This window comes from Solibacillus sp. NPDC093137 (assembly GCF_050280445.1).
GTDB lineage: Bacteria > Bacillota > Bacilli > Bacillales_A > Planococcaceae > Solibacillus > Solibacillus isronensis_B.
On the sequence record NZ_JBNNVH010000001.1, the window covers coordinates 111,229 to 130,427 of the forward strand.

General features: G+C 37.6%; 14 protein-coding genes. All 14 read left to right on the forward strand.

Translation table 11 applies throughout. The features are described from left to right. Positions 1-151 precede the first annotated feature (151 nt). The 14 genes from ACQKN3_RS00540 (at position 152) to dnaI (ending at position 18,741) form a co-directional block, all read left to right on the forward strand. The gene (locus ACQKN3_RS00540; protein WP_427708657.1) at positions 152-862 is read left to right on the forward strand and encodes a response regulator transcription factor; all 711 of its coding nucleotides are present in this window, start codon (positions 152-154) and stop codon (positions 860-862) included. Beyond that, positions 862-2,400 (forward strand): two-component system histidine kinase PnpS, encoded by a 1,539-nt coding sequence (pnpS, locus tag ACQKN3_RS00545; RefSeq protein WP_427708659.1) that lies wholly within the window; start codon positions 862-864, stop codon positions 2,398-2,400. Before ACQKN3_RS00540 ends, pnpS begins: the two co-directional genes overlap by 1 nt. A 256-nt stretch (positions 2,401-2,656) precedes the next feature. Continuing rightward, a complete protein-coding gene (gene hflK / locus ACQKN3_RS00550) occupies positions 2,657-3,628 on the forward strand; it encodes an FtsH protease activity modulator HflK (protein ID WP_251686506.1) in 972 nt (323 codons plus the stop codon). Beyond that, on the forward strand, positions 3,625-4,698 hold the full coding sequence (gene hflC, locus ACQKN3_RS00555) for a protease modulator HflC (RefSeq protein WP_251686507.1): 1,074 nt from the start codon (positions 3,625-3,627) through the stop codon (positions 4,696-4,698). The genes hflK and hflC overlap by 4 nt, the downstream gene beginning before the upstream one ends. A 163-nt stretch (positions 4,699-4,861) precedes the next feature. Beyond that, positions 4,862-5,302: a DNA polymerase I gene (locus tag ACQKN3_RS00560; protein WP_251686508.1), complete on the forward strand. Its 441-nt coding sequence runs from the start codon at positions 4,862-4,864 to the stop codon at positions 5,300-5,302. A 240-nt stretch (positions 5,303-5,542) separates the two neighbouring features. After that, positions 5,543-6,709 (forward strand): ATP-grasp domain-containing protein, encoded by a 1,167-nt coding sequence (locus tag ACQKN3_RS00565; protein ID WP_251686509.1) that lies wholly within the window; start codon positions 5,543-5,545, stop codon positions 6,707-6,709. Between the two features lie 56 nt (positions 6,710-6,765). After that, the gene (locus ACQKN3_RS00570) at positions 6,766-8,448 is read left to right on the forward strand and encodes a methyl-accepting chemotaxis protein (protein ID WP_427708662.1); all 1,683 of its coding nucleotides are present in this window, start codon (positions 6,766-6,768) and stop codon (positions 8,446-8,448) included. Between the two features lie 534 nt (positions 8,449-8,982). Continuing rightward, on the forward strand, positions 8,983-11,613 hold the full coding sequence (polA, locus tag ACQKN3_RS00575; RefSeq protein WP_427708664.1) for a DNA polymerase I: 2,631 nt from the start codon (positions 8,983-8,985) through the stop codon (positions 11,611-11,613). Between the two features lie 12 nt (positions 11,614-11,625). Beyond that, positions 11,626-12,498 (forward strand): bifunctional DNA-formamidopyrimidine glycosylase/DNA-(apurinic or apyrimidinic site) lyase, encoded by an 873-nt coding sequence (mutM, locus tag ACQKN3_RS00580; protein WP_427708666.1) that lies wholly within the window; start codon positions 11,626-11,628, stop codon positions 12,496-12,498. A gap of 12 nt (positions 12,499-12,510) precedes the next feature. Next, on the forward strand, positions 12,511-13,107 hold the full coding sequence (gene coaE, locus ACQKN3_RS00585; protein ID WP_427708668.1) for a dephospho-CoA kinase: 597 nt from the start codon (positions 12,511-12,513) through the stop codon (positions 13,105-13,107). Positions 13,108-13,290: 183 nt separating this feature from the next. Beyond that, positions 13,291-14,310 carry a glyceraldehyde-3-phosphate dehydrogenase gene (locus ACQKN3_RS00590; protein ID WP_427708670.1) on the forward strand — a complete coding sequence of 340 codons (1,020 nt, stop codon included), beginning with the start codon at positions 13,291-13,293 and terminating at the stop codon, positions 14,308-14,310. Positions 14,311-14,557: 247 nt separating this feature from the next. Then, entirely contained in the window at positions 14,558-15,025 is a 468-nt protein-coding gene (gene nrdR / locus ACQKN3_RS00595) for a transcriptional regulator NrdR (RefSeq protein ID WP_251686514.1), read from the forward strand. 22 nt (positions 15,026-15,047) lie between these two features. Continuing rightward, positions 15,048-17,789, forward strand: coding sequence for a DnaD domain protein (locus tag ACQKN3_RS00600; protein WP_427708672.1), 2,742 nt, complete (start codon positions 15,048-15,050; stop codon positions 17,787-17,789). After that, a complete protein-coding gene (gene dnaI, locus ACQKN3_RS00605; RefSeq protein WP_427708674.1) occupies positions 17,782-18,741 on the forward strand; it encodes a primosomal protein DnaI in 960 nt (319 codons plus the stop codon). The genes ACQKN3_RS00600 and dnaI overlap by 8 nt, the downstream gene beginning before the upstream one ends. The last annotated feature ends 458 nt before the right edge of the window (positions 18,742-19,199 follow it).

Genomic DNA, 19,199 nt, shown 5'->3' on the forward strand with positions numbered 1-19,199 from the left:
TGAACAGAGGAATAATTGTACTTTTCAAAAAAAGTTGTTACTATGAAGATAGTGCTTTAATCAGTACATATTTAACAAAATAGTTGATAGCCAACCACTGGAAGATTGATTTTGAGATGGGGGTTTCAAATCGATTTTGGAGGAACTTATAATGGTTAAAACGGTTTTAGTAGTAGAAGATGAAATGCCAATTGCAACATTATTAAAATATAACTTGGAACAAGCAGGTTTTGAAGTTCTATTGGCTCATGATGGTCAGGCGGGTCTTGATACAGCAGTAGAACAAACACCGGATCTGATTTTATTGGATTTAATGCTGCCAAAACTTGATGGTGTTGAAGTTTGTAAGGAATTACGACGTTTGCGCATCAATATACCGATTATTATGCTGACTGCGAGAGACGATGAATTTGATAAAGTATTAGGTTTAGAGCTCGGTGCGGATGACTATATGACAAAGCCATTCAGCCCACGTGAAGTAATTGCCCGAGTGAAGGCTGTGCTGCGACGTTTCTCTGGACCGGTTGTGGAAGAAACAGTCGAATCGAGTGAAGTAGTTTACTCATTCGGTAATTTAAAAGTTTTCCCGGAACGATTTGAAGCATTTATCGATGATGAGTCTTTGGAATTCACACCGAAAGAATTTGAATTGCTTGTTTACTTGCTTGAAAATAAAAACCGTGTTTTAACACGCGACCAGCTGCTTAGTGCCGTATGGAACTACGATTTTGCCGGGGATACTCGAATCGTAGACGTACATATTAGCCATCTGCGGGATAAAATTGAAGAAAATAGTCGTAAACCACTGTATATTAAAACAATCCGTGGTTTAGGTTATAAATTTGAGGAGCCAAAAAAATAATGAACGCAATGAAAAATCGTTTATTTTATTCGTTTATTTTAGTAATTGGATCAAGTTTAGCTGTTCTAGGACTGTTCATAGGGCAGCTTTTTCCATTTTTCGCAGATGAGTTTGTTCATGAAGTGACAAAGGATTCTGAGCAGCAATTGGAGCAAGTGATCGAGCAGGAACAGATTGAACTTACTGAGACACAGAAAGAAGCCATATTAGGCACTTATGCAATAGATAGACAGGCTGAAGGACTACAAAGCACGAAGCAGAAAATATATTTGATTATTGCTGCATTATTATTAGGCGGTTTAATTATTATGAGTTTTATGGCATACCGGGTTGTAAGCAATTTTATTACGCCGATTGTTAATATTACAAAAACTGCGAGAGAGCTCTCGAAAGGTAATTATCGTGCGCGTGCTTTTGCGAATGGACCGAATACAATTGTTGAGTTAAGAAATTCAGTTAACATTTTGGCGCGCAATTTACAGGATATTACGAAAACAAGAGCTATTGAAGAAGAACGTTTAAAAACATTGATTGAAAATATGGGCAGTGCATTAATGATGATCGACCGTGAAGGCAATATTTCGATTGTTAACAGGAAGTTCCAGACGTTGTTCGAGCTGCCGAAAGAGAAGCTTATTGGTAAGAATTTCATGATGCTCGGTTTGCCAAAAGAGCTTGAAAAGTTTATCGATCATGTATTTTTAACGGAATTACCATATCGTCAGCAGCTTGAAATGGAAATCGCAAATGAAGAATATTATGAGCAAGTTTATGGGGCACCAGTTGTTGGTGAACATGGACGCTGGCTTGGTGTTGTAATTGTTATGCATGATGTGAGTGAACTTGTGCGATTGGAGCAAATTCGAAAAGATTTCGTTGCGAATGTTTCGCATGAGCTGCGGACACCGATTACTTCGATTAAAGGATTTTCAGAGACACTTCTAGACGGGGCATTTAAAGATGAGCAGATGCTGTTGTCCTTTTTGACTATTATACACGATGAGAGCAATCGAATTCAGGTTCTCGTCAATGATTTGCTTGAGCTATCCAAAATTGAGCGGCATGGATTTACACTCGATGTGGTGCCAACAAAGTTGCAGGATATTTTAGTACGGGTTGTTGATTTGACAAGCTCACAATTAGAAAATAAAAATATGCAGTTTGATGTAGAGATAGTGCAGGATGCGGTTATTTTAGGTGATGTAAATCGTCTAATGCAAATTTTTACAAATTTAATTAACAATGCGATCGCTTATTCTAAAGAAGAAACTACCGTTACACTACGAATTAGTGCCAATGATCAATACGGAATATTTGAAGTGAAAGATGAAGGAATCGGTATTGAAAAAGCTGAGATATCACGTATTTTTGAGCGCTTTTACAGGGTAGACAGGGCACGAAGCCGAAATTCTGGTGGGACAGGTCTTGGTTTGTCCATTGTAAAGCATTTGATTGAAGCACATAACGGTAAAATCATGGTAGATAGTGAAGTAGGAAAAGGGACGAGTATTAAAGTGTTCCTACCTTTGAAGGATTAAAATTTAACAGTAAATTTACAAATCATTAAATTGAACTTTATATTGCGGTGTTATAGTTCTTAATAGAAACCCCCGTTTCTAAAAGAAGGTAACGCTTAGCGAGAAAACTAAATATAATAATGAAGAAACTGCGTGAAAAGTTGGAAGCTTTTTGTGCGGTTTTTTTGTTGATATCTTATTTTGAAAAAATATGAAACTTTTACAATTCATTACCCGTAGAATAAGAGGGAATTGAAAAGTAAGGAGGCTTTATATGATGAGTGTAAAAAGAACATTAATGTGGGTAGCGCTTATTCTCATGGCTGTCGTAGGTATTATTGTTGTGACGACATCCTGGTATACAGTAGATGAATCGGAACAGGCAGTAGTGATTACATTTGGTCAAGCGGATGAAACAATACAAGATTCAGGACTTCATTTTAAATTACCGTGGCCAATACAGTCTGTAGAAATTTTATCAAAAGAAACGTACAGTTTACAGTTCGGCTATAAGCAAAACCCGGACGGTACGGTTGAAGCATTCGATAAAGAAACAAAAATGATTACAGGTGATGAAAATATTGTTTTAACAGATCTTGTTGTCCAATGGCGTATTGTTGAGCCAAAAAAATATTTATTTAGTTCACAGGAGCCGCGAGCGATTTTACATAATGCGACATCCAGTGCGATTCGTTCCATCATAGGCAGCTCAACAATCGATGAGGCATTAACGGATGGTAAAGCGGATATTGAAGCAGAGACACGCGAATTGCTTGTATCGTTAATCGAAAAATACGATATCGGTATTGGGGTTCTGGGAGTAAAGCTGCAAGATGTAGAGGTGCCGAATGCAGAAGTGCGTGCAGCTTTCACAGATGTTACCGATGCACGAGAGACAAAAAATACAAAGATTAACGAAGCGGAAAAATACGAAAACCAGCGAGTAAGTGAAGCGGTTGGTGAAGCAGCTGCAATTCTTTCGAAGGCAAAAGGGGAAAAGGCTTCACGTATCGAGCAAGCTACAGGTGAAGTAGCTTTATTTAACCAGCTTTATGATGAATATCGTCTGAATAAAGATATTACACGTGAACGATTAGTGCTCGAAACATTGGAGGCAGTTTTACCGAATGCCCAAATTTATATTATGAATGATGACGGCAGCGGTACGATGAAGTACTTGCCGATCCAGCCAATGCAAACGACACCTCCTTCTACAGAAGAGAAAAAAGAAGGGAGCAAAAGTGAATGAGTAACAACAAAAATAACTTTGACGGCGATTTAGATGAGTTTGTGAAAAAACTGTTCGGCAACAAAAAAGGGTCGAAAGAAGTGAAGGAAGTACCAAAAGCAAACGACGCTGAACAACAAGTAAATAGCAGTAATACAAATGGAAAAAAAGCACCAACACCATTAAAGAAAGATAAGAAGCCGATAAATGTAAAACAATGGGTTTCTTCTGCTATTGTATTAACGGTTGTGTTTGCAGCGTTAATTGTCGTATTTGCGAATCTGTATATTGTTAAAGAAAATGAATATAAAGTAGTTCGTCAGTTCGGGGAAGTAGTGAAGTACGAAAGTGAACCGGGACTTCATATGAAAATCCCGTTCATTCAAAGTGTGACAACTTTACCAAGCAATTTAATGACACATGATATGACAGAAGAAGAGATCAGTACAAAGGATAAAAAGCGAATTATTATTGATAACTATACTGTTTGGCGTGTAACGGATCCAAAAGCGTTAATTTCAAATGCAGGACAGTTGCTCAATGCGGAAAGTCGTATGGAAGAGTTCATTTATTCGGCACTTCGTACAGAATTCGGTCAGACGGAATACGGCGATATTATTAATGAAAAGGATTCGAAACGCGGGAACATTAATGACCGTGTTACCCAACGCGTCAATGAATTAATCGATTCGGCCAATTTCGGTATTGAAGTAATTGATGTACGTATTCGCCGTACAGATTTACCTGAGGAAAACGAGCAGTCTGTTTATACAAGAATGGTTTCGGAACGTCAATCGATTGCGCAAAAGTATCTGTCTGAAGGGGATGCGGAAAAGCGCAGTAAAGAGGCGAAAACAGACCAGGAAGTTCAAGTGACTCTTGCGAAAGCAAACAAAGAAGCATCTGTCATCCGTGCAGAAGGAGAAGCACAGGCCGCACAAATTTATAATGCTGCCTACTCGAAAGACCCGGAATTCTACAGTTTATTCAGAACGTTAGAATCATACAAGAAAACAATCGGCAATGAGACGATGATTATCATCCCGTCAGACTCGCCATATGCAAAACTGTTATCCGGACGATTGGATTAAAAAGTATGAAAGCCATTTGGAATGTAACCGTTCTAAATGGCTTTTTTGTGTGGAAAAAATTACATTATTTAACTTCATTAAATTTTCAAATTATATTATTGGAAACTATTATTTTGCTGTTATACTATAGTATAGTTAGTTCATACAGGGGGAGTGGCAAAGTTTGAGTAAAGTAATACAGAATAGTTTAATCGCTTTTATTATGGCAACATCTGTAACGGCGCTTTTTTATCAATCTAATATTAATTTCGTGAAGGTGGAAATTTTTCATATACCAATTTTGTTTATTGCTATTTTAGTATTAAGTTTGTTTATTGCAGAAGATGTACGGGATTCGTTCAAGAAAGTGCTGTGGTTTGAAAAACGTGAAGATAAACGTCCAATCTGGCAAGTTGGTATTGGTATGATCTTTTACTTCACACAAATTGGTTTTGTAGAAGTATTTGCACGCGGGTTGATGCCATACGATTTAGGCGGCATGCCGATGTATGTCATCATTCCATTTTTAAATGCCTTTTTATTAACGGTTATTTTTGAAGAGATTTTTTATAAAGAAGAAAAAAACGGTGTACATGTAGTGAAGTTCAAAAATAAAATTAAATAAATATTTAGACCGCGCGGGATTTTATCCCACGCGGTTTTTGTTTATTATAGCAAGTTTAATTAAATAAAATTGAAAATAAATAGGAAAATTTGAATAAGTGTGTATAATATAACAAGTGTAGTATTTTGTGCATATAATGCAATAATTTTTTTAGGGTATAAATACTTATATATTCAGAAAAATTAGGTAATAATGCACGTTAATTAATTATTAGTTCATACATATAAGGAAGTGAAAGTTTTGATTCTATTAGATACAGCTTATGTATCCCCACTCTTAGCAGAAACATTGATCGAAAAGAAAGTAAAGGTTTTGGATATTCAACAACAGTTGATTCTAAATCACAAATCAGAAGATGACCAAAATCTGGTGAAAGTATTTCAACAAGAGGATTTAATCATCATGAATTCTGAAGAAGCCATTCAGATTCTAAATGAATATTATGCAGAATCACATGTAACAAAAACAGCGAATTTATTTAAAAATAAATTTGCATTCAGAAAGCGTTTAGCTGAGAGTTATCCTAATTTCTTTTTTTTAGAAACTACTTCAGGTGAGTTAGGGCAACTTGATCTATCCTCACTACCCTATCCGTTAATCTTTAAGCCGACAGTCGGTTACTCAAGTGTTGGGGTTTACAGGGTAGAGAATCCACAAGAATTCCAAAGCATAATCGATAAAATGGAAGAGACGATGGAACAATCGAGTGAAGACGATTCAAAGGATGTTTTGGGTAGCGAAACCTTTATCGTTGAAAGTTATATTGAGGGGCAGGAATTTGCAATCGATCTTTTCTACGATGAAAAGAATGATCCGGTTGTGCTCAATTTATTTGCACGTATGTTCAAAGACGAAAAAGATATGAGTGATCGTATTTATTATACGAGCAAGCAAGTGCTGCAAAATTACTTAGCTCCGATTACCGAGTATCTGCAAGGACTTGGGGAGATCTTCAATTTACGGAAAATGCCGCTGCATGTAGAACTGCGCATGGATGATGAAGGAACAATTATACCAATTGAAGTGAATCCATTACGCTTTGCTGGTGCAGGTACGACCGAATTAGGAAGTTTTGCATATGGGGTTAACTCGTACGACTATTTCTTCGAACAGAAAAAACCGGATTGGGCTGCCTTAATAAACGCAATGGACAATAAAATTTACAGCTTTACTTGTGCCGAGTTTGAAGGTGAGATAAAGATTGATGACGGGCTTGTGATACACCATGAATTATTGCAGAAACAATTCCACCATATTTTAGAATATCGTCATATTCCGTACGGTCAGGGTGCGACGTTTGCTGTCATTTTCTTTAGCAGTGAATCGTTGGCCCAAAATGACCATATCTTATCGTTGGACTTTATGGAATATGTAGAAAAAGAAGAAAAGTTGTATGTGAAAAATTAAATTTGGGGGGAAGCTTGGTTAAAACAATTTCATAATTGTTTTAAAGAGCAATGTAAATGTTAAAAAAATTTAATTCAGTAAAAACCAAGATTTTATTAGGAATTTTAGTTCCAATTATTTTATTAAGTGTTGTTTTTAGTTCGATTCTATTTTTGGTTTCCAGCAACTTAATTAATAACCAGATCATTCCGCAGCACAACCAAAACTTATTGTTGAGTATGGAAAAATTCAGTACGCTTTTTGACGCGGATATAGTGAATGATGCTAAGAAAAACAAGGCTTCATATGAAAAATTACTGGAAGCCACAACCGATTTCCAAAATGATTTTGATTTGGAAAATGCCTATATTATGAGTAAAGTCGATGGAGAGGAAGTTATTCTGGTATTGGGGAATTCGGAAGATTACCTGACACCGCTTGCTTTTACAGAAGAACAGACAGCGGCACTTTCCACAACGGAAACAGTGGCGAGCGATATCTATGAAGATGATTATGGAAAACACCAATCAACCTTTCTTCAAATTCCTGGGACGGATTCTGTTCTGGGATTGGATGCGGATGCGGATTTTATTGATGAATTGAATAGATTGTTAATTATAATTATAGTTGCTTCACTGCTTGTTGCATTGATTATAGGCTCAATTATAGCGGTTATGGTTTCAAAAAAAATTGTGAATCCTTTAAATCAGCTTTTAAACCACACTGAAATTGTGGCACAGGGTGATTTATCAAAACAATTGGAAGTATACAGTGATGACGAAATCGGGCGTTTAACAACTAGCTTCTCGGATATGCAAACGCAATTGAGAGAGACTATCTACCATGTAACCGACACATCCGACCATGTTGAGGAAGGTTCTTCGATATTAAAAGAGACGGTAGAACAGTTAACAATTACATCGAATCAGGTATCGGGCGCGATACAGGAAATTGCTTCTAGCACTGAGCTAATTACAGAAGGCGCTGTACAAAACCGGGTGGCAGTGGAACAGATCGCATTCAAAATTGAAGAAATTTCTAATGTTACGAAATTAGTGGCTCAGGAGGCGATAGATACCAATACTGTCGCAACACAAGGAATAGAAGTTATTCATAAGTCTGTTGCAGGAATCGAAACAATTAATGAAACGGCGAAAATGTCATTAATGAAAACAGAACAAATGAATAGCCGTTCTTTAGAAGTTGGTCAAATCACGAAAATTATTTCAAGTATTTCAGATCAAATCAACTTACTTGCTTTAAATGCGGCAATCGAAGCGGCAAGAGCTGGGGAATACGGGAAAGGTTTCGCAGTAGTAGCGGATGAAGTTCGTTCATTGGCAGAACAATCGGCGAATTCGGCGAGTGATATTACGACATTGATTAATGAAATGCAAAAAGATTCAAATGAATCTGTTGTTGCAATTAATAATGTTGTAACGAAAATCGAGCAGGAAAGCGTGACGATCTACTCGGCTGTTGAAACATTTAATACAATTTCTAAATTAGTGGATAATATGAAAAATGAAATTCAAAATGTAACAGATGCATTCCAAGGAATCGCAACGGACTCTAATCGGGTACTTGAAACAACGGATATAACGGTTCACTCATTGGAAGAAACCAATGAGCATTCTCAAAGTATTGCTGCATCAATAGAAGAACAGACAGCATCGACTGAAGAAATGCTGAGCATCGCACACGAATTGAATGAAATGATTATTAAGTTAAAAGGACAAATTAATCACTTCAAAATATAAAGAATTTTTTAGTTGTATAAATAACTTCTAAACTAATATGAACTTAATTCAATGATGGAAAAATCCAGATTATGCTATATTGCATTCCTCTGGATTTTTTCTTTTTAGGCGTGGAATACATGTTGCGGAAAGTTTCTGTTTACATGGATTTTAAGATAGAGTTAGATATGAGTCATTGCGATTAAAGGGTATTGCCTGCTGATGTTTAAGTCCTTGGTAGGGACAGTCGCTTTGCGTCCGGCTTAATTGTGGTGAATAAGAATTTTATTGTAGAAGAATTTGCGTTTATGTTGGCAATTCATCGCAATAATCGCTAAAGTAGAAGGAGAACATACAATCGTAACTTAACTTCTTTCGGTGCGTTTTGAATACACGCCAGAAGTTGATGCCTCCGGGTGGAGCAACAGATTCGGCAAAGAGTATTTAAAAGAAATTCAGGTTAAAAGCGTTGGATGACTGATTCGTATCCTGTGAACCTGACTCGAATCCGGGTGTAATCACACCGAGGTGAAATTGATTAATGGAGGAACGCGCATGACAAAACAAAAATTGCTTTTACTAGATGGAAACTCATTGGCTTATCGTGCCTTTTTTGCATTGCCGCTGCTTACAAATGACAGTGGGATTCATACAAATGCGACATATGGTTTTACGACGATGCTGCAAAAAATTATCGGTGAGGAAAATCCGACACAAATGCTTGTTGCTTTCGATGCCGGGAAAACGACTTTTCGTCATGAGTCGTTCGGTGAATATAAAGGGGGACGTCAAAAAACTCCGCCAGAGCTTTCCGAACAATTCCCATATATTCGAAAACTGATTGATGCATACAACATTAAACGCTATGAACTGGAAATGTACGAAGCAGATGACATTATCGGAACGTTAGCAAAACAGGCTGCTGGACAAGGGATCGAAGTAATCGTTGTTTCGGGAGATAAAGATTTAACGCAGCTCGCAACTGAGGATGTCACAGTCTATATTACCCGTAAAGGGATTACCGATATTGAAAAATATACACCGGCACATATTGAAGAAAAGTATGGACTGACACCGGAGCAAATTATCGATATGAAAGGGCTTATGGGTGATCAATCCGATAATATTCCGGGAGTTCCAGGCGTTGGTGAAAAAACAGCGATTAAATTATTGAAGGAACACGGGACGATTGAAAAATTATATGAAGCGATGGATTCATTGAAAGCTTCGAAAATGAAAGAAAAGCTGGTAGACAATGAAGAAATGGCTCACTTATCAAAAAAGCTTGCGACAATTCATACAGATGCACCACTAACAATTTCACTTGATGATTTAGCATATGCAGGTCCGGATGAGGAAGCACTTCTTAATGTATGGCAAGAGCTTGGCTTTAAATCTTTAATCGAAAAAAGTGATTTTGAAACAGTAGAAACAGAACAAGCTGAATTAGTATTTGAAAATGTACAGGCTATTACAGGCGACATGTTAAAAGAAACGATGGCAATCCACCTCGAGTTGGAAAATGAACATTACCATAGCTGTAATGCCCTCGGTTTAGCCTTGTCAGACGGAGAACGTACGGTTTACACAGCGATTGATAATGTAGTTGATAATGCGGACTTAAAAGCATGGATGCAAGATGAAACTAAGAAAAAGTATATTGTGGACAGTAAAGCAACACAAGCAATGCTCCATCGTTTAGGGATTGAGCTTAAAGGCGTGGAGTTTGACTTATTGTTAGCTTCGTACATTTTAAAGCCGTCGATATCAGGTGATGATGTGGCAACACTTGCAAAGGAATTCGGTTACCAGGATGTACAATCCAATGAAGCAATCTACGGAAAAGGGGCGAAGTGGGTTGTTCCAGGTGCGGATCATGTAGCTGAACATGTGAGCCGAAAAGCAGTAGCAGTTTGGAAGCTGCAGCCTTTATTAGAGCAAAAGCTGAAGGAAAATGAACAGTTTGAATTATACAAAGAGCTGGAGCTGCCGCTTGCACATATTTTAGGGAAAATGGAGAGCGAAGGGATAACTGTCAATATTGATACATTACGTCAAATGGGCGATGATTTGAAGGCAAAGCTTGAAGTAATGGAAGCGACAATTTATGAGCTGGCAGGCGAGAAATTCAATATTAATTCACCGAAACAGCTTGGTGTTATCCTATTTGATAAATTAGGCTTACCTGTCATTAAAAAGACAAAGACAGGATATTCAACAGCAGCCGATGTACTGGAGAAGTTACAGTCCGAGCATGACATTGTGAAGCATATTCTTGAGTACCGAACGCTTGCGAAACTGCAGTCAACATATATTGAAGGTTTAATAAAAGAAGTGCATAAAGAAGATTCAAAAGTGCATACCCGATTCCAGCAGGCATTAACTTCAACTGGGCGTTTAAGCTCAACAAACCCGAATTTACAAAATATCCCGATTCGTTTAGAAGAAGGACGCAAAATTCGAAAAGCATTTGTTCCGTCGAAAAAGGATTGGATTTTGTTTGCGGCGGACTATTCACAGATTGAGCTGCGCGTATTGGCTCATATGTGCGGGGATGATGCGCTTGTAGAGGCATTCCAGCAAGGAATGGATATCCATACACGGACGGCAATGGATGTGTTTAATCTTGAAAATCCGGATGATGTGACAAGCTTAATGCGTCGCACAGCAAAAGCTGTAAACTTTGGTATTGTATATGGAATCAGTGATTATGGCTTATCACAAAGCCTTGATATTACACGTAAAGAAGCGGGGATTTTCATTGAAAACTACTTGCAAAGCTTCCCTGGTGTAAAAAACTATATGGATACAAGTATTGAAGAGGCAAAGAAAGCAGGTTTCGTTACAACGATTTTAAATCGCCGCCGCTACTTGCCGGACATCACAAGCTCGAACTTCAATTTAAGAAGTTTTGCTGAACGTACTGCGATGAACACACCGATTCAAGGAAGTGCCGCGGACATTATAAAAAAAGCAATGATTGATATGAATGCGCGCCTTGAACAAGAAGGACTACAGACAAAGCTATTATTGCAAGTACACGATGAACTGATTTTTGAAGCACCAAAAGAAGAAGTTGAAATTTTAGAACGTATCGTACCTGAAGTTATGGAAAATGCAATTAAGTTAAGCGTGCCGTTAAAGGTTGAATTTTCATATGGTCCTACATGGTACGATGCGAAATAAGGAGTACCATTTATGCCAGAATTACCAGAAGTAGAAGGGGTCGTACGTGATTTACGGCCAATCGTAGAAGGGAAGACGATTGAATCTGTCTCTTTATCGGATGTCGTTTATACATCGCATGAGGCAGGTAAACAGGCGATTGTAAAAAACGCAAAGCCTTCTCAATTTGAACTATTAGTACGCAATATGACAATCGAGAAATTGGAGCGCAGATCAAAATATATATTCTTTCATCTAAAGAAAAATAATGAACGTTTTATTTTAGTGAACCATTTAGGGATGAGTGGCGCATGGTTTGTTGTGAATGATGTGGTGGAGATAACGGAAGAAAAATTCCGTAAGCATATCCATGCGATATTTACATTGGCAAGCGGAGAATTGCTTGCCTATGCTGATATCCGCCGTTTTGGTGAATTGCGCTTTATTAAAGAAATCGCCGATCATCCGCCATTGTTAAAAATGGCACCGGAGCCTTTTGATGAAATCGCCTGTGATTTTTTCCTCATGCAAAGTGAAAAATCCAAATTCGCAAAAAAACCGATTAAAGAGGTCATCATGGATGGTCAGGTGATTTCGGGTTGCGGCAATATTTATGCCACCGAAGCATTGTTCAAAATGCTTATTCATCCGGGGAAAACAACGGGTGAGTTAAGTCGTGAGCAAAAGACAAAACTCTTTCATGTAATTTGTGACGTATTGCAGGAAAGCATTGATTCGGGCGGATCGACAATTTCAGACTACCGGAGTATTAATGGTGGTGCAGGAACAATGCAGCATCGACTGAAAATGTATGGGAAAAAGCAATGTGTTGTATGTGAAACAAATACAGAATCTCTCGTTATCGCGGGTAGAACATCAACATATTGTCCGCAATGTCAAAAGTAAAGGGGAATTGCTGTGATTATAGGTTTAACTGGTAGTATTGCCAGCGGAAAGAGCACAGTTGCAAAAATGATTAAGTCATACGGATTGCCGATTGTTGATGCAGATGTAGTAGCACGACAAGTAGTCGAGCCTGGTACGCCGACATTGAAAAAAATTGCAGAAGCATTTGGACCGGAAGTCATTGCACAAGATGGTTCAATGGATCGTGTAAAAGTGGGAAGTATTATTTTTCATAATGAGGAAATGCGGCAAACTTTAAATGGCATCATACATCCGGCTATTCGTGAAGAAATGCTGCGTCAGCGTGATGAATTTATCTCGTTTGGTGAAAAAAATGTTTTCATGGATATTCCGCTGCTATTCGAAAGTAAGCTGGAACATTTCGTAGAAAAAATTATTGTAGTTTCTGTAAATAAAGAAGTGCAGCTACAGCGCTTAATGGAACGAAATGGCTTTACGGAAGAAGAAGCAAATGCCCGTATAGCGACACAGATTCCGGTCAAAGAAAAGGAACAGTTAGCTGATGCAGTTATTCATAATAATGGCACGCTGGAAGATACAGCAATTCAGCTTCAAAATATTTTGTATGAGTGGAACGTCCTGAAGTAAAATAAAACCTCAACTAATTTTATTAAAAGTTGGTTGAGGTTTTTATTTTGAGGGTATGTATTATCTGAAAATAACAAATTTAATTAAGCGGATTAAATATGTTCAACTTTTTATAATATGTGTTATACTAATCAACGAATAAATAAAACGAATGAATCGTACTTTTAGGAGGATTTAAATAATATGACAGTTTCTATTGCAATTAATGGTTTTGGCCGCATTGGTCGTATGGTGTTCCGACAAGCAATGATGCGTGGTGACGTGAATATCGTAGCAGTGAACGCAAGCTATCCATCTGAAACGTTAGCACATTTAATTAAGTATGACACAAATCATGGTGTTTTCCCGGGAACTGTAGAAGCAGTCGAAGGTGCTTTAATTGTAAACGGCAAACGTGTTGAATTAGTTAGTGAACGTGATCCATTAAAATTACCATGGGCTCAAATGGGTGTAGATATCGTAATCGAAGCTACTGGTAAATTCAATGAACGTGAAAAAGCAGCAAAACATATTGAAGCTGGCGCGAAAAAAGTTATTTTAACTGCTCCTGGTAAAAATGAAGATATTACCGTTGTTTTAGGTGTAAATGACGATAAATTGGATTTATCAAAGCATGATGTCATTTCAAATGCATCTTGTACGACAAACTGTTTAGCTCCTGTAGCAAAAGTATTAAACGATGAGTTCGGTATTGTAAACGGTTTAATGACAACAGTTCACGCTTATACAAACGATCAAAACAACATCGATAACCCACACAAAGATTTACGTCGTGCGCGTAACTGCGGATCATCTATTATCCCGACTTCAACTGGTGCAGCAAAAGCATTGCGTCTTGTATTACCGGAATTGGATGGGAAAATCCACGGTATGGCATTACGTGTGCCAACACCAAACGTTTCTTTAGTTGATTTAGTTGTAGATGTAGAAAAAGACGTAACAGTAGAAGAAGTAAATGCAGCATTTAAAGAGGCAGCTGAAGGCAAAATGAACGGTATTTTAAACTTCTCTATGGAGCCATTAGTATCTTCTGACTACAATACAACAACATACTCATCTACTGTAGACGGTTTAACTACAATTGTATTAGGTGACCGTAAAGTAAAAGTCATCGCTTGGTATGATAATGAGTGGGGTTACTCTGCTCGCGTAGTAGACTTAACAAAGAAAATTGCAAATGAATTAGCAACAGTAAATGCATAATTTATTGCTTTATTAGTGTGATTAAACACTTTAAAAAGGCATAAATACGCGACCTAATAACACAGAAAGAACCTTTTGCAGAAAGTAAATCATTTTTGCAAAAGGCTTTTTCTATTGTGTGAAGCAACAATGCACTATATAATTGAATGACTTTCCATTGGAAAATTTCAACGCGCGTGAAGCACTATTTCAAGCGCGTTGTTTTTGTTATAATAGAATTAAACTAACTTTTAGGAGAAATTATTATATGAGATGTCCAGCTTGTCAATACAATGGGACACGCGTTGTAGACTCAAGACCTGTTGATGATAATAAAGAAATTCGCAGACGTCGTGAATGTGAATCATGTGCCTTTCGCTTTACGACATTTGAAAAAATTGAAGAAACACCGTTAATCGTTGTGAAAAAGGATGGTTCACGCGAGGAGTTTAGCCGTGAAAAAGTATTGCGTGGTCTAATACGCGCATGTGAAAAACGCCCGGTTGCATTAGATCAATTAGAAGAGATTGTTTTATCGATTGAAAAAGAATTGCGCCGATTAGGCAATGCTGAAGTACGTTCGGAAGATGTCGGGGAGATGGTAATGGACCGACTTGCGAAAATCGATGAAGTTGCCTATGTACGCTTCGCATCTGTTTATCGCCAATTTAAAGATATTACTGTATTTATCGAGGAACTGAAAGAAATTATGACCCGTCAGTCAAATGACAAATAAGTGTTAGGAGGGATAAATGGTAATGATGAATCAGCTAAATCCATATGACCATTGTGAAATTCATTGCCCTCAAACTATCACTAGTGAGCATCAGCTTGCATTGCAATTATGCTATCAGCCGATTATCGGTGTTGAAGCTACGGCACTATATTTAAAGTTATGGGTTGAAACACAACAACACGAAAAGGCAACTTGTTTTCATAGCAACCTGCTCGATTCATTAAGTTTTAAACCGAAGCAACTACTGCAAGCAAGAATCGTATTAGAAGCAATTGGTTTAGTGAAGTCATTTGAGAAGATGATGGATTCATATAAATCGATGAAGTATATTTTATATCCGCCATTGACTGGCCATGACTTCTTTGACGATTCGATTCTTTCTGTAGCGCTTTTACGGAAAATCGGGCGCGAACAGTATGAATCATTACGAAATAACTTATCGAAACATGATATTTCCTTACATGGCTATAAAGATGTCACATGCAGCTTTAATGATGCATTTGTTGCAATAACAGAAACTGAGCTAAAGCAAGTCATGCAGGAAAATACAGGTTCGGTAAATGAACGTTCAAAAATGTCGTACCCGTTTGAGTATGACTTATTTGATTTTAAAAGCTTCATGATGGGTATGAGCCAAAACTTAATCCCAAGTAAATTATTTACACTGGATATTAAGATTGCCATTGCTAAATTAGCGTTTATGTATAATTTCTCTGTGACGGATATGCAAAGAATAGTGTTATTGGCATGGGATACAGATGAAGGACTTACGAAAAAAGAGCTTGAAAAACGCTGTGAAGAGTACTACCAGCTGAACGTAGGTGTCGCAAAGCCGAAACTGATTAAAAAACAGGACATTTTCCGTTCGGTGGAAGTAATCAACTCTGCGCCTGCGAAAACACAGCAAAATATTAATGATAAAGAAGGTTTAATCGAGTATTTAGAAAAAACCTCACCGATTGAAGTTTTCCAAAAATTTAATGGTTATTTGCCTCCGGAATCTGTTGTAATGGAATTTAATTATTTCCTTAGAAAAGGGGTTTCTTACGGTACATTGAATGTTTTGATCCATTATATTTCAATGAATGACGAATTAAATTATAATAAAAACTTTATGAAGGTAGTCATGAATAACTGGCTTAAAAAAGGTGCAAAAACCGCTGAAAATACAATGGAAATTGCAAAGGTTGAACATAGCTACCGTGATCGTAAATCGAAAAACTTATCGCAAATTACGGTTACGAATAACGATTTGAATAAAGTTGAAGAAAATAATAACTCGAAAACCGATTCTCCTGATTCAGCGCTCGTTGATTTTAAAAATTCTACACCTTATCAGTATTTGCTGATTTTGACTCATGGTGAAGAACCATTTTCAGGGCATGTAAAAATAGCAGAATCGCTTTACAGTTCTTATGATATCCCGATAGAAGTGGCAAACGTCATCATTCGTCATGTGTGGGATTCGACAAAAGGCAACTTGCCGGAATCATTTGTAGAAGCATTGGCCTCTGAAATCCGGTACAATCAAATTAAAACGGCCGAACAAGCATTAGACTATATTGAAAAGCGAAATGAACGCAATCTTATTAAAGTTACAGAAGATTATTTAACGGTTGATGACCAGTCGATTCACTATGATAAAACGGTACCTTATTATTTCCTGAAATCACTGTATAAAGGGAAAAAACCGGTGAAATTTATTGTTGATTTAGCCGAGGAACTCGTATTGCAGCAAGGCCTCTCGGTAGGTGCAGTCAATGTGCTGATGGAATATGCCTATAATGAGAGCAATGGGAAACTAACGAAAAACTTTGTGCAGTCTATCGCCGGAAACTGGATGTTAAACCCTCCGGCAAACGCTTTAGAAGCTCTTCGTATTGTAGAAGAAAGCGATGGATCTCAGTTGAAGGCATCTAAAATTACGATGGATACACCGCTCGCATTTAAAGTTACCGTAAAAGATATGTCAAAATGGATTCCGGCTTTCGACGAAACATTGCCATATGATTTCATGAGAAATTTACTTAACGGTAAAGAACCGGTTGAAATGTTAGTGAAGCAAGTGGATGATCTTGTATTAAAACATGGCATTAAAGTCGGAGTTGTCAATGCCATTCTTGAATTTATATTAACGAATAAAACGAGCCGTTTTGGACGTAATCAAATTCAGACACTTGCATTGAATATGCAGTTGAAAAACATCTTATTGGCTAAAGATGCACTTGCTTACATTGAATCGAATTATAAAGAAAATAAAGTAGACGTGAAAATTACCGAGCAGGATTTACTGAAATACTATCCAGGGGATTATGTGTTTACACCCGAATTGGCCCGCTATGAAAAACAGACGCCATATGCATTTACAAAAGAGTTAAACGATGGTCATGAGCCGTTTGCGTATGTTGTTGCAACAGCGGAAAAATTGATCCTGCATTATAAGATGATCCCGGCTGTCGTCAATTACATGTTAGAGTATGTAATGGAAAAAACAGAAGGTGCATTGCCTGAAAAATATATTAACAGTGTCGCAAATACATGGCGAAACAACAAAATTCAGACAATTAATCAAGCGAAGATTTATACTGAAATGCAAGATAAGAAAAACAAACAGCGCGGGGCGAGAAAAGTTGGCGTAGTTCCGGATTGGTTTAAAGAAAAAGATCAGGAACCAGTACAACAAGCTAATTCCAACAATACTCAAAACCAAATTGATTTTGAAGAGCAGCGCAAAAAATTATTAGAGCAATTAAATAGTGATTAAAAAGCAGGTGAGTACTATCGAACCAATAAAAGATTCGCTCAATAAAATAAATATCCCATCATTTGAGCAAAAATATAATGAATTAAAAACCCGGGTCCTTTCACATCCAAGTGTAATACAGTTTATGAATGACCATAATATGACGGAAAACTCGGCTGTTATTCAATATGGAATGACGACTCTTTTTGAATTTGTAGAGCAAAAGCACACTTGCTGTGGAGCCGGTTCTACATCGCAGTGTCAAAATTTCTATAAAGGTCATGTTCCGCAGTTAATGCTTTCGAATGGTCAGATTAATATTATCTACCGCAAGTGCGAACAAATGCTTAAAGAAGATGACCAGCGTGAACTAGCTTCAATGATGAAGACGATGTATATGCCGAAAGATGTCCTGAAGGCAGATTTTAATGAAATGGATATGAATGATAATTCCCGCATGGCTGCGACACAGTTTATGGTTGAATTCAGGAAACAATATCGTGAAACGAAAGAGCTTCCTGCAAAAGGGCTGTATTTATACGGCACATTTGGTGTTGGGAAAACCTATATTTTAGGCGCCATCGCTAATGCTTTGTCGAAAGAACGTATTCAAACTTTATTAGTATATATGCCGGAATTCATCCGTGAATTAAAGTCGTCGGTAACAGAAGGATCGATTGAACAGAAAATTGATTTTGTAAAAAAAGTGCCGGTATTAATGCTCGATGATGTAGGTTCAGAGCCGATTTCAACATGGACAAGAGATGAAATTATCGGTTCAATCCTTCATTATCGTATGGCGGAAAAATTGCCGACATTCATCTCTTCAAACTTTAATTACAAACAGCTGGAAGAACAATGGTCCGTAACTGAACATGGGGCAATCGATGAAATGAAATCGGGCCGTATTTTACAGCGAGTACAAGCATTGACGACACCGCTTGAAATTACAGGAACAAACCGCAGAAAATAAAATATTAAAAGTTTTATTTTTCAATATTGCATTTCTGCAAAATCGAGCGTATACTTTGTACGTAAATAAACAATAAATGCATTGAAGAGGACAACAAGTTTAACGAACTGGCTTTTAGAGAGGGAAGACACGGCTGCAAGCTTCCTAGCACAAGCGTTATACTTTACTACCTTGGAGCTGTGACGGGGCCAATCCGTCATCGTTTCTCAGTACGTTAACTGACCGAGAGCTTCTGATTCGTTTTAACGAAGAAGGAAGAAGGGTGGCACCACGAGCATACAGCATCGTCCCTTTGTTGGGACGGTGCTTTTTATTTTGCCTTAATATATTTTGGCTGATAAAAAATATTGGGAGCAAATTAATTTATAGCTATAGATTAGTTGATTGTAGTGTAGGGCGGCGACTCCAGCGGGAATAGCGTGACGCCTGAGACGCTCGTGTAAGGCCACGCCCGCGGA